General features: G+C 69.5%; 27 protein-coding genes and 3 pseudogenes. 16 read left to right on the plus strand and 14 right to left on the minus strand.

Going from position 1 to position 25727, the window contains the following annotated elements; genetic code table 11:
• Nucleotides 1-216: 216 nt before the first annotated feature.
• Entirely contained in the window at nt 217-1077 is an 861-nt protein-coding gene (locus tag FVE25_RS53060) for a recombinase family protein (protein ID WP_246268871.1), read from the plus strand.
• A gap of 38 nt (nt 1078-1115) precedes the next feature.
• Here the strand turns inward: FVE25_RS53060 and FVE25_RS53065 are convergent, their stop codons facing one another.
• Both FVE25_RS53065 and FVE25_RS53070 read right to left on the minus strand, forming a co-directional pair.
• The gene (locus FVE25_RS53065; protein WP_157255104.1) at nt 1116-1787 is read right to left on the minus strand and encodes a hypothetical protein; all 672 of its coding nucleotides are present in this window, start codon (nt 1785-1787) and stop codon (nt 1116-1118) included.
• A gap of 196 nt (nt 1788-1983) precedes the next feature.
• Nucleotides 1984-5148 carry an ATP-binding protein gene (locus FVE25_RS53070; protein ID WP_157255105.1) on the minus strand — a complete coding sequence of 1055 codons (3165 nt, stop codon included), beginning with the start codon at nt 5146-5148 and terminating at the stop codon, nt 1984-1986.
• A 141-nt stretch (nt 5149-5289) separates the two neighbouring features.
• On the opposite strand from FVE25_RS53070, the gene FVE25_RS53075 reads away from it, so the two are divergent.
• Genes FVE25_RS53075 through FVE25_RS53085 form a run of 3 tightly spaced genes read left to right on the plus strand, consistent with a single transcriptional unit; the run spans nt 5290 to nt 8495 of the window.
• Entirely contained in the window at nt 5290-6435 is a 1146-nt protein-coding gene (locus FVE25_RS53075; RefSeq protein ID WP_246268877.1) for a serine hydrolase domain-containing protein, read from the plus strand.
• Between the two features lie 42 nt (nt 6436-6477).
• Nucleotides 6478-7260, plus strand: coding sequence for a DUF4097 family beta strand repeat-containing protein (locus FVE25_RS53080; RefSeq protein ID WP_157255107.1), 783 nt, complete (start codon nt 6478-6480; stop codon nt 7258-7260).
• A 53-nt stretch (nt 7261-7313) separates the two neighbouring features.
• Nucleotides 7314-8495, plus strand: a complete 1182-nt coding sequence (locus FVE25_RS53085; protein ID WP_157255108.1) for a serine hydrolase domain-containing protein — start codon at nt 7314-7316, stop codon at nt 8493-8495.
• A gap of 141 nt (nt 8496-8636) precedes the next feature.
• Here the strand turns inward: FVE25_RS53085 and FVE25_RS53090 are convergent, their stop codons facing one another.
• From FVE25_RS53090 to FVE25_RS56105, 4 genes and pseudogenes are all read right to left on the minus strand, one after another.
• Nucleotides 8637-8783, minus strand: coding sequence for a carbonic anhydrase (locus FVE25_RS53090; protein ID WP_219826064.1), 147 nt, complete (start codon nt 8781-8783; stop codon nt 8637-8639).
• 63 nt (nt 8784-8846) lie between these two features.
• Nucleotides 8847-9569, minus strand: a pseudogene (locus FVE25_RS53095) (Tn3 family transposase); the annotation flags it as partial.
• A 169-nt stretch (nt 9570-9738) separates the two neighbouring features.
• A complete protein-coding gene (locus tag FVE25_RS54830) occupies nt 9739-10299 on the minus strand; it encodes a hypothetical protein (protein WP_219826065.1) in 561 nt (186 codons plus the stop codon).
• Nucleotides 10274-10588 (minus strand): annotated as a pseudogene (locus tag FVE25_RS56105) (ISKra4 family transposase); the annotation flags it as partial. The pseudogene FVE25_RS56105 and the gene FVE25_RS54830, both read right to left, overlap by 26 nt.
• 133 nt (nt 10589-10721) lie before the next feature.
• Here FVE25_RS56105 and FVE25_RS57350 point away from each other — a divergent pair.
• Entirely contained in the window at nt 10722-10931 is a 210-nt protein-coding gene (locus tag FVE25_RS57350; RefSeq protein WP_157255109.1) for a hypothetical protein, read from the plus strand.
• Nucleotides 10932-11245: 314 nt separating this feature from the next.
• Here the strand turns inward: FVE25_RS57350 and FVE25_RS56115 are convergent, their stop codons facing one another.
• The 3 genes from FVE25_RS56115 to FVE25_RS53125 all read right to left on the minus strand — a co-directional run bounded on the left by FVE25_RS56115 (nt 11246) and on the right by FVE25_RS53125 (nt 13543).
• Nucleotides 11246-11407, minus strand: a complete 162-nt coding sequence (locus tag FVE25_RS56115; RefSeq protein WP_246268881.1) for a thioredoxin family protein — start codon at nt 11405-11407, stop codon at nt 11246-11248.
• A gap of 304 nt (nt 11408-11711) precedes the next feature.
• Nucleotides 11712-12392: a response regulator transcription factor gene (locus FVE25_RS53120; RefSeq protein ID WP_157255111.1), complete on the minus strand. Its 681-nt coding sequence runs from the start codon at nt 12390-12392 to the stop codon at nt 11712-11714.
• Nucleotides 12389-13543, minus strand: coding sequence for a sensor histidine kinase (locus tag FVE25_RS53125; protein ID WP_157255113.1), 1155 nt, complete (start codon nt 13541-13543; stop codon nt 12389-12391). The genes FVE25_RS53120 and FVE25_RS53125 overlap by 4 nt, the downstream gene beginning before the upstream one ends.
• A gap of 182 nt (nt 13544-13725) precedes the next feature.
• Between FVE25_RS53125 and FVE25_RS53130 the strand changes: the two genes are divergently transcribed.
• The 4 genes and pseudogenes from FVE25_RS53130 to FVE25_RS57355 all read left to right on the plus strand — a co-directional run.
• The gene (locus tag FVE25_RS53130; RefSeq protein ID WP_157255115.1) at nt 13726-14844 is read left to right on the plus strand and encodes a serine hydrolase domain-containing protein; all 1119 of its coding nucleotides are present in this window, start codon (nt 13726-13728) and stop codon (nt 14842-14844) included.
• Between the two features lie 31 nt (nt 14845-14875).
• The gene (locus tag FVE25_RS53135) at nt 14876-16357 is read left to right on the plus strand and encodes an alpha/beta fold hydrolase (RefSeq protein ID WP_157255117.1); all 1482 of its coding nucleotides are present in this window, start codon (nt 14876-14878) and stop codon (nt 16355-16357) included.
• Nucleotides 16358-16421: 64 nt separating this feature from the next.
• Nucleotides 16422-17000 carry a chorismate mutase gene (locus FVE25_RS53140; protein WP_157255119.1) on the plus strand — a complete coding sequence of 193 codons (579 nt, stop codon included), beginning with the start codon at nt 16422-16424 and terminating at the stop codon, nt 16998-17000.
• A 367-nt stretch (nt 17001-17367) separates the two neighbouring features.
• Nucleotides 17368-17766: pseudogene (locus tag FVE25_RS57355) on the plus strand (DUF4158 domain-containing protein); the annotation flags it as partial.
• Nucleotides 17767-18378: 612 nt separating this feature from the next.
• Here FVE25_RS57355 and FVE25_RS53150 read toward each other — a convergent pair.
• The gene (locus FVE25_RS53150; RefSeq protein ID WP_157255121.1) at nt 18379-19521 is read right to left on the minus strand and encodes a serine hydrolase domain-containing protein; all 1143 of its coding nucleotides are present in this window, start codon (nt 19519-19521) and stop codon (nt 18379-18381) included.
• A gap of 223 nt (nt 19522-19744) precedes the next feature.
• On the opposite strand from FVE25_RS53150, the gene FVE25_RS53155 reads away from it, so the two are divergent.
• The gene (locus tag FVE25_RS53155) at nt 19745-19897 is read left to right on the plus strand and encodes a hypothetical protein (RefSeq protein WP_157255123.1); all 153 of its coding nucleotides are present in this window, start codon (nt 19745-19747) and stop codon (nt 19895-19897) included.
• A 38-nt stretch (nt 19898-19935) separates the two neighbouring features.
• On the opposite strand, the gene FVE25_RS53160 is transcribed toward FVE25_RS53155, so the two are convergent.
• On the minus strand, nt 19936-20214 hold the full coding sequence (locus tag FVE25_RS53160; protein ID WP_157255124.1) for a hypothetical protein: 279 nt from the start codon (nt 20212-20214) through the stop codon (nt 19936-19938).
• A 642-nt stretch (nt 20215-20856) separates the two neighbouring features.
• Here FVE25_RS53160 and FVE25_RS53165 point away from each other — a divergent pair.
• From FVE25_RS53165 to FVE25_RS53185, 6 genes are all read left to right on the plus strand, one after another.
• Nucleotides 20857-22020, plus strand: coding sequence for a coiled-coil domain-containing protein (locus FVE25_RS53165; RefSeq protein WP_157255126.1), 1164 nt, complete (start codon nt 20857-20859; stop codon nt 22018-22020).
• Nucleotides 22020-22592, plus strand: a complete 573-nt coding sequence (locus FVE25_RS53170; RefSeq protein WP_157255128.1) for a hypothetical protein — start codon at nt 22020-22022, stop codon at nt 22590-22592. The genes FVE25_RS53165 and FVE25_RS53170 overlap by 1 nt, the downstream gene beginning before the upstream one ends.
• A gap of 19 nt (nt 22593-22611) precedes the next feature.
• Nucleotides 22612-22773, plus strand: coding sequence for a hypothetical protein (locus FVE25_RS53175; RefSeq protein WP_157255129.1), 162 nt, complete (start codon nt 22612-22614; stop codon nt 22771-22773).
• Nucleotides 22774-22823: 50 nt separating this feature from the next.
• Complete coding sequence (locus FVE25_RS57360) at nt 22824-23393, plus strand: HIT domain-containing protein (RefSeq protein WP_425489542.1); 570 nt, start codon at nt 22824-22826, stop codon at nt 23391-23393.
• On the plus strand, nt 23288-23731 hold the full coding sequence (locus FVE25_RS53180) for a nucleoside 2-deoxyribosyltransferase domain-containing protein (RefSeq protein WP_425489541.1): 444 nt from the start codon (nt 23288-23290) through the stop codon (nt 23729-23731). Before FVE25_RS57360 ends, FVE25_RS53180 begins: the two co-directional genes overlap by 106 nt.
• Before the next feature lie 331 nt (nt 23732-24062).
• On the plus strand, nt 24063-24356 hold the full coding sequence (locus FVE25_RS53185) for a hypothetical protein (RefSeq protein WP_157255131.1): 294 nt from the start codon (nt 24063-24065) through the stop codon (nt 24354-24356).
• Nucleotides 24357-24699: 343 nt separating this feature from the next.
• Here FVE25_RS53185 and FVE25_RS53190 read toward each other — a convergent pair whose 3' ends face one another.
• From FVE25_RS53190 to FVE25_RS53200, 3 genes are all read right to left on the minus strand, one after another.
• The gene (locus FVE25_RS53190; protein WP_157255133.1) at nt 24700-24939 is read right to left on the minus strand and encodes a helix-turn-helix domain-containing protein; all 240 of its coding nucleotides are present in this window, start codon (nt 24937-24939) and stop codon (nt 24700-24702) included.
• 44 nt (nt 24940-24983) lie between these two features.
• Nucleotides 24984-25196: a hypothetical protein gene (locus FVE25_RS53195; protein ID WP_157255135.1), complete on the minus strand. Its 213-nt coding sequence runs from the start codon at nt 25194-25196 to the stop codon at nt 24984-24986.
• Nucleotides 25197-25405: 209 nt separating this feature from the next.
• On the minus strand, nt 25406-25696 hold the full coding sequence (locus FVE25_RS53200) for a hypothetical protein (protein WP_219826066.1): 291 nt from the start codon (nt 25694-25696) through the stop codon (nt 25406-25408).
• Nucleotides 25697-25727: the final 31 nt, after the last annotated feature.

A 25727-nucleotide genomic window follows, 5' to 3' on the forward strand; every position in this document is an offset into this window, starting at 1 on the left:
GCCTGCCGATTGCAGCGCCCATCGCGCATCCCTGGCGAGCACTCGTCAGAACGCCTCGAAGCCCACCGAGGAACGACCCTGTGCAGGGGAGTTCAGACATCAGTGCAGACGACTTCGGAAATCGACATCCGGCCGGGCGCGTTCAGGGCGAACGTCGTTTCATGAGTTGGTGCAAATGGGTGGCCGTCTGAAACAGTCCTATGAAACGATCTCGGGGTGCGCGACGACGACTTCCTCCGCGTGGAGGCCCACGACTGCCCGATGACCTCCTGCGCCGCCCCCGCCGGCTCACCCTGCCGCACCGGCCGGGGCAAGGTGGCCGTCCAGTACCACACCGCCCGCTTCCGGCTCGTGCCCGCACTCGCCAAGGCGCTCAACGTCCCCACCCCGGCCCTCCGCAAGCCGGGCACGGCCTGGGCCCCGCTGCCCCGCCCGGCCGCGGCCGGCGCCGAACCCGGGGGGCACGCGCGGATCGGCTACGCCCGCGCCTCCACTCTTCGCCAGTCCCTGGACACCCAACTCGACGCGCTCAAGGCCGCCGGCGTCACCCGCGTCTTCGCCGAGAAGATCTCCACCCGCGCCACCACCCGGCCCGAGCTCGACAAGGCCGTCACCCTGGCCCGGGAACTGCGCGCGGCCGGGGTGGCGGTCACGCTCGTGGTGCACGAGCACAAGCGGCTTGGCCGCGGCCTCGACCTGGCCGCCCTTGCCGAGCAGCTGCGCGCCGCCGGCATCGGGCTGGAGTTCCTCACCGGTGAGCTGCAAGGTTCCCACGACCCATCCGGTGTGGTGTTTACCGTGCTGGCCGCCCTGTCGGGGATGGAACGCGAGTACATCCGCGACCGCACCCTGGAAGGCCACGAATCCGCCCGCGCCCGCGGCAAGGCCATCGGCGGCGCCGTCGTCACCGACGAGAACATGCTGTCCATGGCCCTGCACCTGCGCGGCCAGGACCTCAGCCTGCGCGACATCGCCGCCCGGCTCGTCATCACCAGCGGCAAGAAGAAGGGCCGTCACCCCTCGGCCGCGACCGTCCTGCGCATGCTGCGCGACCACGACCAGCAGAGCGCAACCTGACGGAGGCCCGGCCCGTCGACGCCCAGGGAACGGCTGAACTATTGCAGGCGGATCGCCTCGGCCGCGCGGCGGCAGACCGGGTACACCGGGTTCCCGCCGGCGTCCAGCCCCACCACCAGACGGTCATCGATCACCACGATGTCCCACTCGCCCGGGGCGGCCATGCCCACCACCAGGCCCGACAGCCACGGCCACGACCTCTCATCGGTGTCAGCCGCCGTCAGCGGGTGGCGGACCCGCACCGGCGAGGCATCCGGGAACAGGTTCGCCTGCCGGGCCAACGCTCCCGCCAAGGTCTCCACGCCCAGCTCCAGGCCCGACTCCAACGTCACCTCGATCGTGCCCGCTGCCAGCTCATCGGCCAGCGCCAGGATGACCGTGTTGCTCGCCGCGAACGCCTCCACCGCCGCCACGTACTGATCGACCTTCGCAGCCTCGGCCGCGGTCAGCTCCTGGGCCTGCCAGCGCTCGCCGGTCTCGACCCACAGCCACATGTCGTCGCGCTGCTGCCCGAACACCTGCTTGATCCGCTCCACGGTGTCGTCGTCCAGCAGATGCGGAGCTCGCCGCGCCGGCTCCAGGGCCCGCAACTGATCGCGGTTGGCACCCAGCTGCTCCAGCACGACCGCGGTCATCATGTCCACGTCGCCTACCGGCCGCCACTCCGGCTCGCCCCGGCCGTCCCTGCCGCCACCATTACCACGCGCCATGCTCCAGATCGTCCCAGACCGCCACCAGCCGCCCGCCGCACCTTCACCACATCGAGCCCCGGCACCAGCCTCCCGCACCATGATCACTCTCAGTGCCAGCCGCTGTTCCTGGGTATCAACCCCGGCATTGCTCTTTTCTCGTACTTGGCCTGCCTCATGTACGACAATCGGCTCAAATGCCCCTGCCACCCTGGACTTATACACGTAGCTTTGTCAGACGGTCGGCGGCCTCGTGTGGGGTCAGGTCGGCGCCCCGTTCATAGGCGCTGTCGTAGTCGGTACGGCCGAGCGATTCCGCGAGCATCTCCGAGAGGCGGCGCAGTTCGGTGTCGCCGTGGTCGAAGGCGCCGCGGATGGCCTGACTCAGGCCGAGCGCGGTGGCCGCGCCTGCCGGATCGCCCTCCAGCAACAGTAGCCTGGCCAGGAGTTGAGCAGCCAAGGGGGCATCCATGATCGCCTGCGCCGCCTCGACAGCGCGGGGCATCAGTTCGCGGGCGCGTACGGCGTCGCCGGCGGTGAGGAGGTTGGCTACCCGAGCGAGGAGCAGCAGAGGGTCGATGGCCTCCGCCGACTGGGGCAGCTTGCGCAGGAGCGCCTCCATCCGGTCGAGTGCTTGATCGGCGCGTTCGACCTCTCCGGAGCGGCGGTGCAGTTCTGCCTGGACGCCGAGCACCTCGATCTCCAGCGCCGGCTGGCCACGCCGCCAGGCCGCTCGTTCGGCGGTGTCGATGTCGCGCCTCGCGCCGGCCAGGTCGCCGGCGCGCATGCGTTCCGTGGCGAGACCGAGCCGGGTGGAGACCTCGTCCTGCGATCCGAGGTCGGCGGCGATCGCGAGGCTCTGCTCGTAGGCGGTGATCGCCTGGTCGTGGTCTCCGGCGATGGCGTGGATCTGAGCCAGGCCGTACAGCGCCTTCGCCGTCCACCACCGATCGCCCGTCTCCTCGAACAGGCGCAGCGCCGTGGTCATCGCGGTCGCGGAGCTCTCCCGGTCGCCGTGCTCGCGATGGCGCATGGCTTCGATCATGAAGGTGCAGGCGATCGCCCAGCGGTCCGAGCCGCCGCGCACCCGGGCGATCTCTTGATCGAGCAGCTCGTCCAGCCCGAGTATCGCCGCCATCACCAGCACTATCGTCAGCAGCATCGGATAGCGGCGCAGCGCGCCCGTGCGCGCGCAGTCGCCGATGAGCGCGCGGAGCCGCTCGTGGTCGGTGATCGGCCCGCCCTCGAGGCCCACCAGGTGGATCGCGGTGAACGCGGCGCGGGCGTCCGCGGGCAGCGCGTCGCCGAACTCGGTGACCTTGGTGATGTAGGTCTCGGCCCGGGCGTCGTAGCGGAGCATGACCCAGTACCAGTACAGCGGTCCGAGCATCCGGGCCGCGGTCTCGGCGTCGTCTCCGTCGATGGCCGTTTGCAGGGCGTACATCAGGTTGTCGTACTCGGCCTGGAACAGCCGCAGCGACTCCGCCTGCTTGTCCGAGCGCAGCAGCGGCTCGTGTTCGGCGGCCAGGTCCGCGAAGTACTGGGTGAGCCCGCGCAGGACGGTGTCGGTCTCTCCTGCGAGTCGGAGCTTGCCCGCCGCGTATGCCCGGATGGTTTCCAGCATCCGGTAGCCGTCGCCGGCCCGCTCCACGATGGACTTGTCGACCAGGGAGTCCAGGAGGTAGACGACCTCGTCCGCGGGAAGCGTCCCCTCCGAATCCGCGCAGACCGCTTCGATCACCGCGATACCCGTCCGCGCCGGAAATATCGATATCCGGGCGGCCAGCGTGCGCTCTTGTGAGGTGAGCAGATCCCAGCTCCACTCAATGACCGCGTGCAGCGTCTGCTGGCGGAGCTGGGCGGTCCGGTTGCCGATGCTGAGCAGCCGGAAGCGGTCATCCAGCCGCCGGGCGATCTGCTCGGCGCTCATGGTCCGCAGGCGTGCCGCGGCCAGTTCCAGGGCGAGCGGCAGCCCGTCCAGCCGGCGCACGATGTCCACGACCGGCCGCGCGGTCGACGCGTCCAGTGCGAAGCCGGGTCGTACGGCTGCCGCCCGGTCGAGGAACAGCCGCACCGCGGCCGATGCGGAGGCACGATCGGGATCCGCGTGCGCCGGGGGGAGGCCGAGGGGGCCCAGGCGGCACAGCGCCTCACCCATGACGTCCAGCGGTTCCCGGCTCGTGGCCAGGATGGTCAGGTCCGGCTGGCGCTCCAGCAACTGCCCGGCGAACTCCGCGACGGCTCCGGAGATCTGTTCGCAGTTGTCCAGAACCAGTACGCCTTCACCACCGGCGAGCAGGTTGACCACCCGCTCCAGTGGCGTGCCGGCCAGCTGGGCTCCGGCGAGGCTGATCGTGCTCAGCACCGCCTCCACCAGCCCGTCGGCCGTGTTCACCGCGGCCAGGGAGATCAGCCAGGCCCGGCCTCGCTGGTGGACCCGATGCCGGCTCACGGCCTCCACCGCCAGCCGGGTCTTGCCCACTCCTCCAGGACCCACGACGGTGACCAGCCGGGAGGACTCCAGCAACCCGGCCAGCAACCTCAGCTCCTCCTGCCTGCCGACGAAGCTGGTCAGCTGGGCGGGCAGACGTCCTGGCACTGCGTACGGCCGAGCCTGTCGCGCCTGGGGGTACTCCCGCTCACCCCGCAACACGGCGAGGTGCGTCTTGCGGAGGTCCTCGGAGGGGTCGACGCCCAGTTCCTCGGCGAGGGTGCCGCGGACCTGCTCGAACACGGCCAGCGCGTCGGACTGGCGGCCTGCCGCGTGCAACGCTCGCATGCGCAATCCGGCCAGCCGTTCGCGCAGCGGGTGACCGGCGGCCATCGCCGCCATATCGGCCAGGATCTCGTCGTGGCGGCCCAGCCGCAGCTCCGCCTCGAAACGGTCTTCCATGGCCGCGACCCGTAGCTCGTCCAGGCGCGCGCCGGCCGTGGCGGCGAAGGGGGTGTCACGCACGTCGGCCAGCGCGTCTCCCCTCCACAGCGTCAGCGCCTCGCCCAGCAGCGAGGCCGCTCGCCGCACGTCACCCGCGGCCAGTTCGCGACCGCCCCGCTTCGCCTTCTCCTCGAACCGGCAGGCGTCGACGTCCTCGGCGCGTACGTGCAGGCGGTACCCGCCGGCCGCCCTCTCCACGACCTCCTTGTCATCGATGGCCTCGCCCAGGGCTTTGCGCAGCCGATGTACCAGCCCATGCAGTGCGTTGACGGTGCCCCCGCGCGAATGCTCCCCCCACAGGCCATCAACGAGTGCGTCGACCGGCACCATCTCGCCCTCGGCCAGAGCCAGCCGGGCCAGCAGCGCTCGGACCATGACCCCGCCGACCTCGATCGGCGTGCCATCGTCGGCACAGGCCCGGACCGGTCCCAGCAACTCCATCCGCATGCACAAAGGCTATGAGCACAAAGACGCGCACGTGCCGTTTGAAAGTGGCGCCCTACCGGCTAAAAGAGCGTTCTAAGACGCATGTAAGCGCCGGTGGACACCGTGGAGGACGTACGGAAGAAACGTCCGAAAGGCAGTGCAATGGCAGCCCACGAGAACGTGCAGCAGGTACTCGACTGGTCGGTGGCCGAGGTCGGCATTCCCGGCATCGTCGCCGAGGTCAAGAACGGCGACCGCACCTGGTTCGGCACCGCTGGCGTGGCCGACATCAAAACCGGCTCCCCGCGCGTGCCGGGCGAGTACTTTCACGCCGGCAGCAGCGGCAAGGCCTTCACCGCCGCCGTCCTGCTGGCTCTGGAGGCCGAGGGCCGGCTGAGCCTCGACGACACGGTCAACGCCCACCTGCCCGGCGTGCTGAATGTGAACGGCTACGACGGCGACAAGATCACCATCAGGCACCTGCTCAGCAACACCAGCGGCCTGTTCGCCACCGGCCTGGCCCCGGAGGTCAGCCACCGCTACGCCACCCGCTCCGGGTTCGACCGGCATCGCTTCGACACCTTCAGCACCGAGGAACTGCTGCGGGTGGCGGTGTCCCAGCCGCCGGTCGGTGCGCCCGGCGAACGCTTCGAGTACGCCAACGGCGGCTTCTACATCGCCGGCGCGATCATCGAGAAGGTCACCGGCAACAGCTACGCCGACGAGGTCGACCGCCGGGTCGTCCAGCCGCTCGGCCTGACCCACACCCGCGTGCGCCCCACCACCGAGACCGGTTACCCCAGTCCGCACCCGCGAGGCTACTCCCACCAGTTCCTCAAGGACGGCGCCGACCCGGCCGCGGTCACCCCGGAGAACTGGGAATCGCTGATGGAGGAGCCCGGCCTGCCGCCTCTGGACGTCACCGAGCTCAACTCCTCCCTGGGCTACGCGGCCGGCAACGTCGTCTCCACTACGACGGACATGATCCGCTTCTTCAACGCGATGACCACCGGCAGCCTGCTGCCGCCCGCACAGCACCGGCAGATGTGGACCACGGTCTCCACCGAGGGCGGCTACTGGATGCCGCACGCCCGCTACGGCCTGGGCATGTTCGAGTTCGACAAGCAGGCGACCGGCGGCCGAACGCTGCGCGGCCTCGGCGGCAGCTTCTGGGGCTCCTATTTCTTCGCGGTCGGCACTCCCGATGGCCGGCACACCGTCGCCGTGCACACCAACACCGAGTGGAAGTCCTGGGACCCCATGTTCAAGGTCATCGAAGCGGAGTTCGGCGTCTCCATCGGTGCGTAAGCACGCCGCCCGCCACCGACCCCCGCTGAAAGTGGACCATCAATGGATACCTTTGACACACCGGAGCCGATCACCGCCGTCCTGTCGTTCACCGCGGCCGACATCCGCATCAGTGCGACACAGCGCACCGACACCACCGTCGAGGTACGGCCGGCCGATCCGGCCGACGCCACCGACGTCGCAGCCGCCGAACGAGCCCGAATCGCCTACGCAGGCGGCCGCCTGACGGTCAAGGACCGCGCGAGCATCCGCTCCCTGCCCGGACGCGTCGCAGTGACGGTCGAGCTGCCCAACGGCTCGGCGCTCGACATCAGCCTCCGCGACGGGCTCCTGAACGGCCAGGGCCGCCTGGGCGAGGTACGGGCCCACGTCACCCGTGGCCACATCCATCTCGCCCGCACCGGCGAGTCACGCCTGAGCACCGACGACGGCGACATCACCGTGGCCACCTCCGGGGGCCCTGCCACCCTCACCACCGCCCACGGCCAGATCAAGGTCGGCGAGAGTATCGGCACCATCGTGATCGGCAACGGCACCGGGAACGTCACGGTGGACCGGGCAGAAGACGGCCTGCGCGTGACCGTCGAGCAAGGCGCCGTCAAGGTCGGCGCGATGGCGCGCGGGCGCGCCGATCTGGACGTCGGCGCCGGGACCATCAGCGTCGGGATCCCGGATGGCACCGCCGTACTGCTGGACGCCAAGACCACGCTCGGCAGGGTTCGCGACAACCTGGGTGACGACTCCGAAGTGCCGACCGGCAACACCGTCGAGCTCCACGCCCACGTCGACCAGGGCGACATCCTGCTCCACCGTGTCACCAGCTAACTCACGCATTCCCCTACGCGCACACTCCACTTGTAGTGAAAGGCGATCGACCCATGACCAAGACTCTCCGCACCGCCGCCTGCCTGCTCGCCGCCGCAGTCGCCGTGACCGTAAGCGCGTCGTCGGCGGTGGCCGACGACCACACCGACCGCCGCGCCGACGACCACGCCGGGCTCCAGCAGGTGCTGGACCAAGCCGTGGCCGACGGCATGCCGGGCGCCATGGCAGAAGTCCGTGACGGCCGCAGGTCATGGTTCGGTACGGCAGGCGTGGCCGACACCGACACCGGCCGCAAGCGCCGCCAGCAGGAATACTTCCGGGCCGGCAGCACCACCAAGACGTTCGTCGCGGTCGTGGTGTTGAAGCTGGTGGCCGAGGGCCGGCTGAGCCTCGACGACACCGTGGACAAATGGCTGCCCGGCGTGGTGAGGGGCAACGGCCACGACGGCAGCAAGATCACCATCAGGCAACTGCTCAACCAGACCAGCGGCATCTTCCCCTACACCTCGGATGCGGACCTGGCCACCAAGCAGTGGAGCACCGCCTTCCTCAAGGTCCGTTTCAACAGCTACCGCCCCGAGCAACTGGTGAAGATAGCCATGAGTAACCCGCCCTCCTTCGCGCCCGGCAAGGGGTGGGGCTACTCCAACACCAACTTCACGCTCGCCGGAATGATCATCGAGAAGGTCACCGGCAACTCCTACGCCGAAGAGATCAACCGGCGCATCATCCGCCCGCTCGGCCTGACGAAAACGTACCTGCCGGGCGAAGCCACGAAGCTGCGCAAGCCGCACGCACGGCACTACGTCAAGTTCCTGGTCGGCGAGGACACCACAACCCCCTACGACCTCACCGACATGAACCCCTCCTGGGCCGGGTCAGCCGGCAGCATCGTCTCCACCATGAACGACCTGCACACCTTCTATCGGGCAGTGCTGAGCGGCCGTCTGCTGCCGCCCGCACTGCAAAAGGAGATGTTCACCACCGTCTCCACCGAAGGCGTGCAGTGGATCGACAACACCGCCTACGGGCTCGGCGTCTTCTCTCAGAAGTTGTCCTGCGGCGTGACGGTCTGGGGCAACGGCGGCAGGATCCACGGCTCCTGGACGTACGCGATGGGCACCCGAGACGGCAAGCACATGGTCGTCTCCAACATTAACGGCGACTGGAACAACCCGATCAGCATCCTCACCAAGGAAATGGAAGCCGAGATGTGCCCGCCGAGTTCACGATGACCGCTCAATAGCACCGGCTCATCCGGTCTCGCGGGCGCGAGGCCGGATGAGCTCGCGCACCGCATGCGGCTCGGCGGACACCTTCCCGGCCATGCCGAACCTGGAGCGCGCCGCCAGCAGCCAGGCTGTGAGTCCCGGTGGTCAATGGCCAGGAACTTCCGGCGCGGTCTCGGCACGGCGGGCGGCGTCCTGGTTGGGATGCTCCGGCGCGCCGGCGACGAACCGCTGGTTGCCCTCCAGCAGCATCGCCAAGGCATCATCGGGCATTAGCGTCAGCACCTCGGTCATGACCGCACGCTACCGGGGCTGCTCAACCGGCTCCGCGTAGACGCTCCGCCAGCGCCTCGGAGATCACGCGGCCAGTTCGACGTCGGTGAAGTCGACCTCCTTCAGCAGGGGGTCGAACGGATCCGGCCGATGGCGCAGCTCGTCGATGGCATACGCGCCGAAGCGGCTGATGTGGGCCTGCAGGTAGGGGGCGATCTGGCCGAGCTGGTCGGCGGTGATCTGCCAGCCCTCGGCGACCAGCTGCCGCACGACGGCGGAGATGTCCAGGGCGTTGTGGAAGACGACCAGGTTGGCCAGCAGCGTGTTGAACTTGATCAGTTTCTCCTGCTCTTCGGGGTCGTTGTCGGCCAGCACCCCGCCGAAGCCGAGCCACTTGGAAAATCCGTTGTAGGACTCAACCTTGTTGGTCGCCGCGGTGACCCGCGCCCGCAGCGCCGGGTCGGCCAGATACCGCAGCAGGGCGACGGTACGCACGCTGCGGCCCACCTCACGGAACGCCTTGTAGATGCGGTTCTTACGGGAGTTGGACCGCAGCCGCCGCATCAGCGTGGCCGAGCTCAACCGGCCCTCGCTGATGGAGATCGCCACCTGCATCAGGTCGACCCAGTGCTTGTCGATCAGCTTCCAGTCGATCACGTTGCGGCCACTCTCACCGAACAGCTGGTCGATATGCGGGTAGACGATCTTCTCCGAGGCGCGGAAGAAGATCAGGTCCTTGAAGTTCCGAATGCGTGGCATCAGGTCGAACCCGAACAACGTGGCCAGGGCGAAGACCGGGAAGTTCTTTATGTGGACACTGTCAAGGGCGGCGGCCGTCTGTTCGTCTCGAGTACCGATCGCCATCACTTCGGTGCCCACCTGCCAGGCTGGGGGCGATCGCCGCGCAGCGCCTCCTTCGTCGGTGCCGCGCACTGAGCATCCGGTGGGCTGTGTGCGGGGCGCTTGAGCGGCTCATTCAGTCGGTGGAGGTGCATGCTGAGCCTCCCTGCAGGCTGTCGTCAACCGGGTCGGCGGTCTCGCCAAGGTCGGTGAGCAGGCCTTGTAGCCGACGAGCAATGGAGGTGTGGCGTTCAGCCTCGCGCGCCCATCCGCGCTGGTTGGCATCCTGAACGAGCTCTTGCTCCACCTGCATGCGAACCCGCAACCGCGGGGCGTACTCGGGGGTGGTAACGAACTTGGCGCAGGTCAGATAGAGGTCGCACTCGCACGGACCCTCCGCTGGTAGGCGCAGACAGTGGCCGAGTTCGAGCTCGGTTTTGAGGAAGTTGGTCTTGAGCCAGTGCACCGCCTCGTCGGGCAGGACGCCGGACTTCATCCGCATGCTGCGGGCGGCGATCCGGCGGACCTGCTCGTCCAGGCCGCGCTCGTCGGCATGCTGCCGGAAGCCGTCCAGCAGCGCCTGGGCTGCTGGGGTGAGGGAGGGCAGTTGGTCCAGCGCGCCCTTGGCGAAACAGCTCCAGTCGGAGACCGAGAGAAACCGTGGGAAGTGATCAGGCTGGCTGTTCGACGGGCACATGATCGGAGGCTTGGAGACTGGAGTACCAGCGCGCGAAGTCGCCGGCCAGATCGCCGTTGAGGACGCGGGTACGGACCTGCAGGAGCAGGTGGGCGCCGCGAGGTGTCCACCTCATTTGCTGCTTTTTGACCATGCGGCGACTGATGACCTGGTTGACGGTGGACTCGGCGGTGGCGCTGGAGATCGGTTCGCCGCAGCGGTGGCGTTCGCCGTAGTTGGGGATCTGGGCGCGGTTGCCGTCGATGTAGCCGTGGAACTCGGTGAGCCGGGCGAAGAACGCGCGCTCGCGGTCGGCCTATCGGTAAGGACGACCCCACCAGCCGCCATCTGTCATGTTCGCGCAGGTCAGGGGCGATATGAGGACCTGACTCCCGACGTCACGCCTGGCTGCCTAGCAGGCCACGGACTGTTGGTGGTTTGGTGTGCTCGCCCGCCGGTGGATCGTCGAGCGCACGCTTTCATGGCTGATGAACGCCTGTCGCAACGTGGTCGACTTCGAGCGCAAGCCCTCCCACAGCGAAGCCCGTCTGGGCTTCGCCTCGATCATGCTCATGACCAGACGCCTGACCAAGAAGAAGCCGTCGGCTTGGAGCAGAAAGCCGGTCGCTGCGCTGGCACCGCGGGCCGCCTGAACGCGGCGGCCCGCGGCTGGCCGACTTCGTGGAGAGTGGGTTTGAACCCCTGGCCGTTGGCCCGACTGGCGTTCTCATCCCGGCTCGTGTCCCCGGCGGCGGTGCCCGTCTGGGCTGCCCGCTCGGCGGCCTGGTCAGATGCTGCCTAGGATCACAGGTGAGGCTGGATCAGATTCACCACGCGGGTCTTGTTCGCCGGCCCGATCCACCTGCCGACGATCTTCCCGGCTTGAACACACACAGGTTGGGAATGGCTTCGACGCCGTGCTTGGGCGGCGTCTGCGGATGATCGTCGATGTCGTGGCGGGCCACGATCAGGCGGCCCGAGTACTCCTGGCGACCTCCACCAGAACCGGATCGAGAGCCCGGCACACGTCGGACCACTCGGCACGGAAGACGGCCAAGACCGGCCCGGGAACCTTGACCACCGTGAGGGCGAAGGTCGTGTCGGTCGTGTCGATGACGGTGCCTGCCATGCGCGATCCTTTCGTCGTGGTCTGCTCAGCCCTCGGCTCGACGGGTTCGGCGACTCGGCTCGGTGCCGTGGCTGGCCTGACATGGTGCTTCGGTAAGGGGGCGAGCATGGGCCAATCGTGCTCATGGCGGAAGCCACTCTCCCCTGCAGTGATCTCCTTAACGTCACCCATCGGAGGCGTCCGAACAAGGCACGTGACCCTCGCCGATTCGTGACAGTGTTCGGGGTTCTGTCTCTGGGTCCGAGGTACGCACGCCCGCACTGAGGATCCATAAGGGGGCTTCTCGAAGATTTCGAAACCCCTCTCACGTCCCAGGGGGTGTGGTCAGTCCGTGTTCCTGGGCGAGGATCGCCGCCTGCACACGGTTGGCCAGCCCGAGCCGTCCGAGCAGGCGGTTGACGCGTCCTTTCACGCCGGTTTGGGTGAGGTTCAGGGCTTGGGCGATCTCGGCGTTGGAGAGCCCGCGGGCCAGTAGGTGCAGAACCTCGAGTTCGCGTTCGGTGAGGGTGGCGAGCGCCTCGGGTACGGCCTTGGGGGTGGGCGGTGGGGTCGCGGTGAAGGTGGCGATGAGGCGGCGTGTGACGGTGGGGGCCAGCATCGCCTCGCCGGCGGCGACCACGCGGACGGCTTCGGCGAGCTGGTCGGGGGTGGCGTTCTTGAGCATGAACCCGCTGGCTCCGGCCCGTAGCGCGTCGTGGACGTAGGCGTCGAGGTCGAAGGTGGTCAGGATGAGCACGCGGGGGCGGGGCTCGGGGTGTGGCCACTCGGTGAGGATGCGGCGGGTGGCGTCGACGCCGGTGAGGCCGGGCATGCGCACGTCCATGAGGATGACGTCGGGGCGCAGGTCGAGGGCGGCGGCGATGGCTTGTTCGCCGTCGCTCGCCTCGCCGGCGACGGTGAAGTCGGGGCGGCGGGTGAGGGTGGCTTTGAGGATGGCGCGGATGAGTTCCTGGTCGTCGGCGATCAGCAGCCGGATCGGGGTCATGGCTGCTGCCAGGTGAGGGTGGCTTCGACGCGCCAGCCGCCCTCGGGCGTACGGCCTGCGCTGAGGGTGCCTTCGAACAGGGCGGTGCGTTCGCGCATGCCGATCAGGCCGAGCCCGGAGCCGGGCGGGGCCGGAGGCCGGGGGCGCGAGGGTGGGCCGTTGATGACGGTCACGGTCAGGTTGCCGGGCGCTTGGCGCAGTGTGAGGTCGACGGTGGTGGCGCCCGCGTGCTTGAGGACGTTGGTGAGCGACTCCTGGATGATGCGGTAGGCGGTGACCTGGACCGCGTCCGGGGCATCGAGGTGGTCAGGCACGGTGATCTCCACGGGGCATCCGGCGGCTCTGGCCGGGGCGGTGAGAGCGTCGAGGTGGGCCAGCGACGGTTGCGGGCCGTCGTGCTCGTCGGTCAGCAAACCCACCATCCTGCGCATCTCGGTCAGGGCGGTGTCGGCCGAGGATCCGATCACGGCCAGGCCCGGATCGCCGGGCAGGGTCTCGGCGGTGGAGCGGGCCTGCATGGCGATGACGCTGACGTGGTGGGCGATCAGGTCGTGCAGGTCGCGGGCGATGCGGGCGCGTTCGGCCGCGACGGCGCGCCTGGTGCTGCGCTCCTGCTCGGCGCGCAGGCGTACCGCATAGAGGTGGGTACGGCGGTGCGCGAACCCCAGCGACCAGGCGCCCGCGCAGACTGCGAGCAGGAGCAGAAGGGTCGTCGCGCTCCAGCCCGGATCGGTGGACGGCGGTATGCCCAGCCAGGGCCGGATGAGGTCGGGGACGAGGAGGGTGGCGGCCACGAGGGGGATCGCCGCCGCGCTGGTTGGCGGGCGGGCGTGGCGGGCGACGGCGTAGCCGGCGAAGGCCACGAACAGTCCGCCGGTGTGATCGTCCGGCGGCGCGGTCACCCCCTGGATCAGGGAGAAGGCGCACACCAGAGCCAACGCGACCCACGGGTGGGTACGCCGCCAGATCAGCGGCGTCACCTGCGCCACGATCAGAGCGGGCCGCAGGAGACCGTCGTCGGTGCTGTGGTCGGCCCAGACCAGCACGTCGAAGCCGATCAACGTGCACACGAGCAGCAGGTCGGCCGCGCGCGGGTGCCTGGCCGGCCACCGCCGCAGCGCGGAGACGGATGCCGGCACCTGGGTGGTCATGGGAGGCACCAGCCTAGTCCAGCGCCGCCACCGACTTTGGTGGCGTATCCAAAGACACGCGGCTGTGTCCGCCTCCTCCCTGGGCCCGTCCTTGAGATCGCCCTCACGGCTGAATTCCCACGTCAGATCCACTTCTAGGGTCGAAAAGCACGCCAAACAGACGCGAGAATGGGGCTCATCCCGTGAAGAAGACATTGACCGCGATCCTGGCCGCGGCGACGACCATGACGATGGCCGCGGCGCCCGGACAAGCCGACAGCGCGCAAGCGAGCGCGCCCGACGACCGTAAGGCCGTCGTGCAGCGCCACCTGGATGAGCTGACCAAGCTCTCCCAGACGGGCGCGATCGCGCGCGTGGTTCAGGACGGGCGGACATGGACCGCCCGCTCGGGTACCGCGGTGTGGGGCAAGAAGGTGCCGATGCCGGTCAACGGGCACTTCCGGATCGCCAGTGTGACCAAGGCGTTCGTGGCCGCGGCGGTGCTGCGGCTGGCCGGCGAAGGCAAGATCGACCTCAACGGCACGGTGGACCGCTACCTGCCCGGCGCGCTCAAGGACGGCGGAAAGATCACCGTCCGGATGCTGCTGCGGCACACCAGCGGCCTGAGCGACGACGCCAGCAACGACAAGTACATGAGTGACGAAGGCACGCTGAAGTACCGCTACACCCACGTCAAGACCGACGAACTCGTCAAGCTCTCCGACGACTCGCCCCGGCGGTTCGCGCCCGGTGCCAAGCACTCCTACTCCAACGCCAACTACTACCTGCTGGGCATGCTCATCGAGAAGGTGACCGGCAACCCGTGGGACCAGGAGGCGATCCGGTCGCTCGGCCTGCGCGCCACCTCCTACCCCGGCGACAAGGTGAGCCTGCCCCGGCCGCACGCGCGCGGCTACCTGTGGGTCGGCGGCAAGCCGTTGGACATCACCCGGCTCAACACCACCGCCGCCGGCGCGGCCGGCGGGCTGGTGTCCACCACCGCCGATCTGGACCGGTTCATCGATCGGCTGCTGTCGGGCAAGCTGCTCAAGCCCGCCCAGATGCGCGAACTGCTCGACGTCATGCCCGCGGCCCCCGGCGAGGAGGCCGACGGCGACCCCGGTCCGGGTATCTTCCGGTACGCCACGTCCTGCGGCAAGCAGGTCTACGGGCACAGCGGCGGCATCGCCGGCTATGTGACCATGGTCGGCTCGACCGTGGACCGCCGCCACCGGGCCGCGCTCAACGTGACCATGGCCAGCCCGGACTTCAACGATTCGCGGCTGCTCATGAAGGCGTTCGACGCGTTGTTCTGCGGCTGACCCGCCACGTTCGCGAAAGACAGGAACTTCATTGATCTCCACCCTCATGGCGATCACCACGGCTCTGTCCGTGCTGTCATCGCCCTCCCCTGCGCAGAAGGCGCCTGCCTGGTGTCCCACCGTCGCCGGACACCGCGTGGAATGCGGAACCGAGTCGCGGCCCCTGGTAGCTGGTAAGCCAGCGCTGGGGACTATCGAGGTCGCCTACGCCCTGGTCCGCCGCACGGATGAGTCGAAGCCCGCCAAGAACACCATCGTCGTCAACCCGGGCGGACCCGGTGGCGGCGCCATCGAGTCCGTGAAGGGATACACCGAGCTGACCAAGCCGCTGGCTACCGACCACGACCTGCTGCTCATCGACCCGCGCGGCACGGGTCAGTCCGGCAAGCTTTCCTGCGGCCTGACCGGCCTGGCTCTGCTCACCCGGCCCGAGCTGCACCGCGCCGCCGCCCGCTGCGCCGCCACGCTGGGCCCCCGCGCCGAGGGCTACACCTCGGCCGCGACCGCCGACGACATCGACGCGGTACGGCGGCGCCTCGGCCTCGACCAGATCGTCCTGTACGGCGTCTCCTACGGCACCTACCTGATGTCAATCTACGCCGAACGCCATCCGGAAACCGTGCGCTCCATCATGCTCTCCGGCGCCTACCCGGTCGGCTTCGACCCCCTGGGCGGGCCCAGCGCCAGGGCGATCTCCCTCACCCTGCGGCGCATCTGCGAGCGCGCCGCCGCCTGCGACGGCGACACCGTCGTCGACGACCTGCGGACCGTCAACGCCCGGCTGCGCGCCAAGCCACGCCCGATGACCATCACCGTGGACGGCAAGCCGCGCGCCCTCACGCTCACCGAGTCCACGCTGGCCCTCGTCCTCACCTTCCCGGCCAGCGATGCCGTGGGCAGCACACCGGGCAAGACGCCGCTGCTCGGCCGCCTGCCCGCCCGCCTCCACCACGCGGCCAGGGGCGACTTCCGCCCGCTGATCAAGGAGATCGGCGCCGTGTTCAAGGAACTCGCCGCCGACCCCACCGACCAGGCCCTGGCCACCAGCGTCGTCTGCAACGACTACGCCCGGCCGTGGTCCGTGGACGCACCCCTGCGCGAGCGGTGGCGGCAGTTCCACCGCGCCGTGGAACACGCCCGACCCGCCGCGTTCGGCACGTTCACCCCGCGCGCCTTCGCCACCAGCCCCCTCGACGGCGGCGACCTGTGCATCGCCTGGCCCAAGAACGGTACGGCCCGGCCGTACACGCTGACCGGCGACCTGCCCGACGTGCCCACGCTCGTGCTCTCCGGCGACCTCGACAGCAACACCTCCGACGAGAACGGCAAGCTCAACGCGGCGCAGTTCCCCCGCGCCCGCTTCCTGTCGGTGCCCAACACCGGGCACATCCCCGAGCTCGACGCCACAGGCTGCGCGAAAACGATCATGGCGAGCTTCATCCGCGACGAACGCCTCGGCGACACCTCCTGCCTGCGCCGCATCCCACCGATCAAGGTCAAGCCCGTCCGCTAGCCTTCCACCGCTCCAGCCGCCCCGCCCTGGCGGGGCGACCATCACCACCTCGATAAAGGACATCATGCTCATCCCCGCCGTCTCGCTCGCCCTCGGCCTCGCCCTGGCCCCCGCCACGGCGCCACCACCCGTGCCGTCTGCCATCACCTCCGAGCGCGGGGCCCTGAAACCACTGGTGGAGCTGTCCCTGGAGAGGGTACGGCTGGCCGACAAGGTCGCCGCGGCCAAATGGGGCACCCCCCAACCAATCGACGACCCCGCCCGCGAAAAGCAGGTGCTCGACACCGTCGCCGCCCAATCCGCAACCCTCGGCCTCGACCCCGCCGTCGCCACCGCGATCTTCCGCGACCAGGTCGAGGCCAACAAGCTCGTCCAGCGCGCCCTGCACGCACGCTGGCAGATCCACCCCGGTGAACGCCCCGCCACTCGCCCCGACCTGGCCAAGGAGGTCCGCCCCCACCTCGACCGGATCACCGGCGAACTCCTGCGGGTCATCAAAGACAGCGAACGCGCCCGCGAGCGCCCCTCCTGCCAGCGCAAGCTGAACAGAACCGCCTCGGAGGTCATCGACGACGAAGACCTCGACACGCTGCGCACCTATGGCCTCACCCGCGCGCTGGCCTCCTTCTGCCAGCACCGCTGATCCGCCGGATCGAGGCTCTGCAAGAGCACATGGGAACAACGACCTGAGCTCGTACGGGAAAGCCTTCGACATGTCGAACGCCGGCTCCGCACCCTGCCACCGGCACCGCCAGAACCTGCCGCTGCCGTCGACGGCAGGCCAGGGGGCGGCTTCAGCGGGGGAGCTTCAGCCTGAAGTGCCGAGTTGCCGATAGGCATCGGCACTTCGCTGGTTTCGTGGACAGGATGATGCCTGCGCGCCAGGATGGGAGCCGTTTCGGGGAAGGAAAGTGCCGCCTCCGCATGTTCTCGGCACTTTCCTTATGTAACGACCGCGGCGGCTGGCAGGCCGCCATCTTCCTGAGCGTAGAAGAGGGGATCGGCACCCCGTGGCACGCACCCTGGACGAAGACGAGCTGATCGAGCACTGGCTGCTGATCGGCAAAGAGCCCGGCCTGCTGACCGGCCGGACCGGCCCGTCCAAGCTGGCACTGGCGTTATGGCTGAAATTCTTCGCCCAGCACGGCCGATTCCCCGAGGGCCGCTCCGAACTACCGGACGAGGCAGTCGCCTTCGTCGCCGGCCAGGTCAAGGTCCCCGCCGCCGAGCTGGGCCTGTTCGACTGGGAAGGCCGCACCGCCGAGCGCCACCGGGCGCAGATCCGCGCCTTCCTCGACTTCGGCGAATGCACCGTGGCCGATGCCGAAAGGCTGACGCACTGGCTGGCCACCCACGTGTGTGATCGGGAGCGCAGGGCCGAGAGGGTACGCGAGGCGCTGCTGGCGCAGCTGCGCGAGGAACGCCTGGAGCGGCCCACCCGCCTGCGCATCAGTCAGATGATCGGCTCAGCACTGAGCCGATCTGAAGCGGCTCTGACCGCGAGGATCGCCTCCCGGATCCCCGCCGAGACCATCGAGCGCATGCTCACGCTGATCGCCCGGCGCGCCGCCTCACCGGACAAGGAACCCGACGGCACAGCCGCATCGGAGGGCGCCGCGGCTGCGGCGATGACCGAGGCGGGCGGCGGCCAGGCCGCAGAATACGCCGACGAGGCGGCTCAGCCAGAGCCGGCGCAAGAGGACGAGCCCGAGGGCGCCGACATCTTCGCCGCGATCCGCGAGGAGCCGGGCAACGTCAGCGTGAAATCGATCGAGCGGGAGGCGTTCAAGCTCGGCGCGATACGGGCCATGGAGCTCTGCCGGACGACGGCCCCTGGTACCTGTATCGCGGGCAGGGGCCCGACGCCGTCTGACAGCGGGGTACGGGCCCGGCGGCGGTGCCGCCGGGCCGGCCCTCATGCCCTGGATGGCCGGACGACAGGAAAGGGAACGGGATGGACACCGGGGCAGAGGTGCACGGCCGATCTTCAGCCCCCAGGGCTTTGCGCAAGCCTGACGGTGCTACAGCAGCTGGGGCAGGGGCGAGCCGAACGCCGCCTCGATGATGCGGTTGAAGGCCGGCAGCCAGTTCCAGTCGCAGTTGGTGTTCATGGAGACCAGGAGCCGGCCGTCGGGGGTGCCCATGGTGATGGCGGCGGACCCGGTGGCCATGCCGACCACGGCGTGCAGCATGCTGCCGTCGGCCAGGGTCCACTGCGACACGCCGGTGCCGTAGCGGGTGTTGGGCAGCCAGTCCCTGGTGGGGACCGTGGTCCACATCTCGCGGTGCTGGGCGGGCGGCAGCAGTGTGCCCTCGATCATCGCCCGGGTGAAGCGAAGCATGTCGCCGGTGGTCGACAGGACGTTTCCGGCGGCCCACCCGAAGAAGGTCGAATCGGTGACGTCGACCGGGTCGGTCTCGGGCCCTTGCAGGTGCGACTGGTAGTTCTCCGTGGTCAAGATCGCCGGGTCGACGCCGTCCTTGATGAACATCCTCGAATAGAGGTTGGCGTGCTGTCCCCGGAATCCCGCTTCGGGCAGGGGGCGCGCGTAGGTGCCGGTTGTGAGGCCGAGCGGCTGGATGACGGTCCGCTCGACCTCCTCCTCGAAGGTGCGGCCGGTCACCTTCTCGATGATCGCGCCGGCGAGGTGGTAGGTGCCGTTGGTGTAGGCGAAGCCCTCGCCGGGCTCGAAGATCGGCGGCTGGGACATCTGCAGCTCCAGCAGTTCTTCAACGGTCCAGACATAGTGGCGGTGCTTGGCGAACCCGGCCCGGGTGTGGAAGTTGAGCACCAGGTCGCGGTCCCAGCCGACGACCCACAGGCCGCTGGTGTGGTTGAGCAGGTTCCTGATGGTGATCTTGCTGCCGTCGTTGCCGTTGCCGCTGACCACGCCGGGCAGCCATTGCTCCACCGTGTCGTCCAGGCTCAAGGCGCCTTCGGCGGCCAGCTGCAGGACGGCGGCGGAGGTGTATGCCTTGCCGCCGCTGCCGATGTGGAACTGGTCGGCCGGCTCGCGGCGGCGGCCCGTCTCCAGGTCGGCCACCCCCGCCGATCCGAACCAGGTGCCGTCCTCGTCCTGGACGTGGGCGACGATGCCGGTGACGCCCAGCTCGGCCGCCGACCAGTCGAGTGCCTCCTGGACCTTGCCCGTGATGTCGGTCATGATGCAGTCCCTTCTGCGGTTCGCTGATGCCGGCAACGATGACCGGCCCCGGTGACAGGCGTCTGACACGGCGCTTACAGGCCGTACGGCTAGGCGCGGTCCTTGCCGGACGGAGGAGGACCCGCTGGGCGATCCTGAACGAGGCCGAGAGCGCAGCCTGAGCTCATACCGGCGGGCATCGATCCGACAGCGCCGGGCCCGCGCCGAGCTGCCCCAGGTCACGGTGGCGGTCCCGCCGGGTGGTCGAGAGGGACGGCGGCGGGCCCTGCCCGGCCGAAGACTGGCCGCGTTCACCGGCCACGACGTCGAGCAGGTGCGGCGGGTGCCGGCGCAGATGGTGGCGGATGGGCTCGCCGTCGGCCCGGACGAGGGCTGATCACCTCCAGCCACGTCACCGGCTACTTGGGGCAGGGACTACGGGACGAGCTCGTTCTGCGAGCCAGAGCCGTCGAGCACGGCCGTCAGGCGTGCGCCGAAGCGCACCGTTGCCCGCTCGCGACCGCGCGGGTTCAGCCGGGCGTCCACGCCGAGCATGCCGTCCACCTGGATGGCGATGGTGAGCGCGGCGTCCGCGGCCCGCAGTCGTGCGCCCAGGCCGCTGCCCGCGCTGGCGGACGAGCTCACGCGGCTGGCGGTGGTGGCCGATCGGCAGGCCGGGGCGAGCTGGGCGCAGATCGGCGCGGGCCTGGGCATCAGCGCCGACGCCGCCCGCGCCCGCTACGGCGGCTGCGCTTCCACTACAACGACGAGCTGTCCTTCGGCATGCGCCGCTCCGAACCCCTCACCGTTTCCCGCCGGAAGCGTCAATAAGCAGCGCCGCAGGTCCACGCGCCGCGCGACGTCGCCGGCGAGGTCTGCTGCAGCGCCGTGGTGTTCGTCGCGCCGCTATTGACGCGCGGATCCGGCAGCGTTCAGCCCTCGCGATCATGAGATCGGGGTTCTGGACAACGGGTGACGTACCCCTGGAGCGCGACCCCACAGCGCTTCTCCCGTCAATCGATCCGTTCTGGGCACTCAGCGAAGCAACAGTGATCGTAAGGCCGCTAGATACGATCTGAGGGCTTCAGAATGTAGTGATCATGAGATCAAGATCAAAAGTTTACTACTTATAAAAACTAAGAAAGTACTTTTATTTTTCAATAAAGAAAGTAGTCTTGATCTGTGAGGATAGATTGTCATCGTCCGGGAGGCCGCCGCGCGGCGCGGGGCCGGGGTTCGCGCCCTGCTGGCCGGCGAAACGCCCCCCGTACGGCGCGCGACCTGGCAGATTCGTGCCACTTCCTCCCCCCGGCCGGGGGGCTTCCCGGCCTTCCCTTCGACTTCGATGAGAGCGGCATGACACAACAGCCCACCGACCAGCCCGACGGCCAGCAGGCCGACACCCCGACGCGGGAGTGCGGCTACAGCCAGTGCGACAACCGCTTCGCCTACACCGGATCTGGCCGCCCGCGCGAGTTCTGCGGCCCCCCGGCGCGCACCTGGCCCGAGCGGGGCAACAAGACCTGCCGGGAGCTGGCCGCCGAGGAGCGCCAGGCCGCGCACGCCGCCGGCGTCGACGGCACGCTGGCCGCCTACACCGCGGCCGGGGCGCCGGTCCTGTCCGCCGTCCACGCGCTGCGCCCGGCCCTCGACTCCCTCACCGCCGCCCTGGACGGCCACGCCAGCGCCGCCGGGAAGGTCGCGGCCGCCGCCGTGGCGCGCATCGCCGAGGCCGAACAGGCCGCCGCCGAGGCCCTGGTGAAAGCCGATCAGGCCGAAGCCGAGCGGGCGGCCGCGCAGCGCGACGCCGAGCGCGCCCGGCGCGAGCGTGAGCAAGCGCTGGATGCCAAGCGGACCGCCGAGCGGATGGCCCGCGACGCCGAGAGCGAGCGGGAACGGCAGGTCAACGCCGCCTTCACCAAGGCGATCGAGCACGAGGCCGCCCGCGCGGCCGCCGAACAGCGCGCCGCCGGCCAGACCGCGGCCGCCGTGCACGCCCAGGCCGAACAGCAGAAGGAGTTCGAGCGCGCCGAGGCCATCGCCGCCCGCAACAAGGAGCTGGACAAGGAGAACAAGACGCTCGGCAAGGAGTCGGCCGCCCTGCGCGCCGAGGTGGCAGGCGCCCAGGCGCAGCTGACCGAGCTGCGCGAGCGCGCCGTCCGGGAACAGCAGCAGGCCACCACCGCGCTGGCCGAACTGCGCCAGGCGCACGCCGCCGAGCTGGCCGCGCTGCGCGAGCAGGCCGACCAGCGCGCCGCCCAGCTCACCGACCGGGCCCGCGAGCAGGAGAACGCCGCGGCCGCCGCCCTGCAAGACGCGCGCGAGCGGGCCGCCGCCGACCTGGCCGCCGAACGCGAGCGCACGGCCGTGCTGCGCGAGGACCTGGCCGCCGCCCGCGCCGGCCTGGTCGCTGCCCAGAGCGCGCTGGCCACCGAACAAGCCCGCGCCGGCGAACTGCTGGCCGCGCTGCGCACCAACCGCCCCGACCCCACCGACCCCCCGTCACCGAAGGGTTCCTGATGACCGACGTCGCCTACCGGCTCAACCACGACTTCGACAGCACCGGCGCCTCTGACGGGATCTCCCGCTACGGCTCCTACCTGCGGCTGAACGCCCACAAGTTCGCCTACGCCTTCGAGAACGCCAACGCGGCCGACTTCGCCGCCGTCGCCTTCGAGATCGCCACCTCGCCGATCATGTCCCCGGCCTACGCCGAGGCCCACCGGCGCATCATCACCGCCCGCCTGTCGGCCTACTCCGAGCACCTGATCGCCCGCGTCGAGCTGGTCACCGGTCGCCCGGAAGCGTTGCGTGCCCCGGCCTTCCGCGGCGAGTCACGCTGGTACGGCTGGCCCACCAGCGCCGACTCCTTCGGCGCCCGCTCCTACCAGCCCGAGAGCGACGACATCGTCGAGCGCTCCTACCTGCTGACCTCCACCACCGCCTCCTTCACGCTGCCCGCCACCGAGCTGCCGCTGCCGGCCGGGCCCGAAGACGAGATCGAGCTGCACGCCATGCACGCGGTCGAGATCGTGGTCGGCCGGCTCAACGAGGTCCTGGCCCCGCTGCTGGCCGCCTTGGACCGCACCTGACATCAGAAGGGAGCACATCGTGCACGCCACCACCAACGGGACGGCGGTCACCGTGACGATGACCGCCCGGCAGGCCAGCCTGCTGGAGAACGAGCTGCTGTGGTCGGCCACCGACGACGACCCGGTCAGCAAGCAGCTGTGGGAGACGCTCAACGAGCTCGGCGCGGGAGGCCGGTCATGACGGAGACGACCTATACCCACGCCGCCGACCCGATCGAAGGAGTTTCCGACATGGCCACCTGCGCCTTCTGCGGCATCGCCGCCGGGCAGGCCCCGGCCGTCATCGTCCGCGATTGGCCCGACGCCCTGGCCATCCGCCCCCGCAGCGGCGGCGTGAACGACGGGCACGTCCTGATCCTGCCGCGCACCCACGTCGCCGACGCCGGTACCGACCCGGAGGTGACCGCTGCGGTGATGCACCGCGCCGCCGAGATGATGGCGGGATATGACGACGCGAACTTGATCACTTCAAAGGGTGCGGCTGCGACCCAGACGGTCGGGCACCTACATGTCCATATCGTCCCCGCACCGACGGGGATGGCCTGTCGCTGCCCTGGACTGCCCAGCAGCAGGCCGCCGCCCGCCAGGCCGCTGTCGAGGCCGCGCTGGCCGTCCCGCACTGGACCCTCACCACCGAGATCCCGGCCAACCTCCGGCCGGTGTGTGCCCGCGAGCCCATCCCGTACGGCCCGGCCGTGTTCCTGGCCGGCCCCACCCCCGACGTGGCCAACCCGGTGCCGTCCTGGCGGCCCGCGGCGATCGGCGAACTGGCCGTCCAGTGGACGGGCCGTGAGCCGCTGACCGTGCTGTGCCTGGAGTCACGCGGCCGCGTGCGCACCGAACGCTACGCCGACCAGGTCGACTGGGAGACCGACGCCCGCGCCGCCGCGAGCGCGATCCTGTTCTGGATCCCGCGCGACATGGCCACGCTGCCCGGCATGACCACCAACGTCGAATGGGGCCTGGACGTCGGCACCGGCCGCGCCGTCCTCGGCGTGCCGCCCGACTGCCCCAACCCCGAACGCAACCGCTACCTCGCCTACGTGGCCCGCCGCCACGGCGTGCCCGTCGCCCAGACCCTGCCCGCCACCGTGGCCGCTGCCCTGTCCCTGCTCGCCGCCCAGAACCGCCAGGCGTAGCAGTGCCCGGGACCGTCGCAACCGGCCCCGGGCGCCACCGACGCGTTCGGCGCCCGCTCCTACCTGCCGAAAGCGACGACATCGTGGGCGGTGGAGATCGTGGTAGACCGGCTGAACGACGTCCTCAACCCGATCCTGGCCGCCCTCGAACGCGGCTGAAGGGAGACACCATGCACGCATCCACCAACGGGGAGGCGGTCACCGTGGCGATGACCGCGCAGCAGGCCACGCAGCTGGAAAACGAGCTGCGTGGAGTGCCAAGGACGACGACCACACCAGCAAGCAGCTGTGGGAGACGCTCAACGAGCTCGGAGCGGGAGGCCGCTAACCGATGATCAGCTCCTTCGACGACCCGCGAAAGGCGCGCGGCGAACTCGCCCAGCACGCCTTCGAAACCGCCGGCCGCATCGAACTCCTCGCCGAGCACATGGAGATCGTGGGCTGGCGCATCGACGGCTACAGCACCAGCCAACTGAAGGAACTGGCGAACCTGCTGCGCGGCACGGCGATCCGGGCCGCGCTTGCCAGTGACGACGAGAAGATTGTCAGCATGGTCATGGGCAAGCCGATCAAGAAGCTTGACCCTGACATCCTCCTCGACCGGCCCGACGACGAAGGCTCGTGAGGACACCGCAACACGAGGGCCAGGAAGACCGGCCACAGCTGCGCCGGGCACCAACGCGGACCCATTCAGCCCTTGCTCGCCATGTCACGTGCTCTCCGCCGTACACCACGGGTGGTGCCCTGAGCGAGACCATGCCGAGCGCCATGCCATGCCGCGCGCCCCTCAGCCCCCCGACCCCGTAAACCCGACGTACGGATGCTCTGCCAGCTGGCATGGGCGGTCTACGCCGACCTGGACGACGTGCTCTGGGCCTGCTGGGCATGCGCAGATGAAGACTGAGCATGCCGAGGAGGTTCAGAACGAACGCAGCGGCCCCGGAACCATCGGTTCCGGGGCCGCCGGCTTACTCAGCGAGGCGCACGGGGTAATCGCGGAGGGCGTCACTGACCTTGGACCTGCTGATGTCGAGCTGACGCGCGAGCTCCGCCTGGGACAGACCAGCGGCAAGAGCTTCGCGGAAGGCGTTGGCCCGCTCATGCGCCAGCACGGACTTGGCCAAGTCGATCAAGGGCTTGATCTGGCGGGCGCGCTCGACTGGTGGTAGACCTGCCAGGGCGGTCAACGCGGTGACCAGCTCGCTCAACGTCTTAGGCGAGGTGGGCCCACCAGAGTGGGCCCGATTCGCACTCACTGATAGCCCATCTCCCGGGCGATGCCACGGTAGGTCTCCAGATCCCGGTCTGCCTGGCCGGGGTCCGCGCACTCGACCGTGTTGCGCTCCATCGTCCCGTTGGCCAGGTAGACGCGCTCGTGGATGCCCGCATTGCCGTCATTCTCGAACACCTGGTAGGTGATCGCGTCGTCGCCGCGGCGCATTTCGAGTTCTCTGCGGATCTTCATGTCCGACCTCTTCCGGTGAAGGTGTGTTGTGCGCCAACACCTCCAATGTCCCCCCTAGGGGGGACATTCATTTGGCGTCGAGCGGCCGTCCAGATACTCGCCACGCAGCGAGCGCAAGGGCGCCGGCTACTGCGCCGATCGCCGTGCTGGTCGGAGCTCGGTCCCAAGACGCGTCTGCGCCGGCCCGGGCCACCGGTGATTCCGTCGAATCAGCCCCGGGGCAGCGTGGGGTCGTCCCATGACTCGTGCTGCCACCCCTTCGGGCCTGAAGCGCGATCACGGGTGGCGAAGTACTTCTCGAGCCGGCCGTCCCAGGGAATCTGCCAATAGCGTCCGATGCGCCTCCACTCGTCCATGGGCACTGGCCAGGCCGGATCGGTCTCGGCGAGCTGAGCGACGCGCTGCCGGGTCATCGAAGGCGCGTAGCGGCGTTCGACCACGCGCCGGGCGATCTCGGTCATGGTCACCAGGTCGACCGCCGAAGGCTGATTCTGCGCCAAGGCATCTGCTCCAGAACATCGAATCTCTTGC

Origin of the sequence: Nonomuraea typhae (genome assembly GCF_009760925.1) — a bacterium.
In the GTDB taxonomy this organism is placed as follows: Bacteria; Actinomycetota; Actinomycetes; order Streptosporangiales; family Streptosporangiaceae; genus Nonomuraea; species Nonomuraea typhae.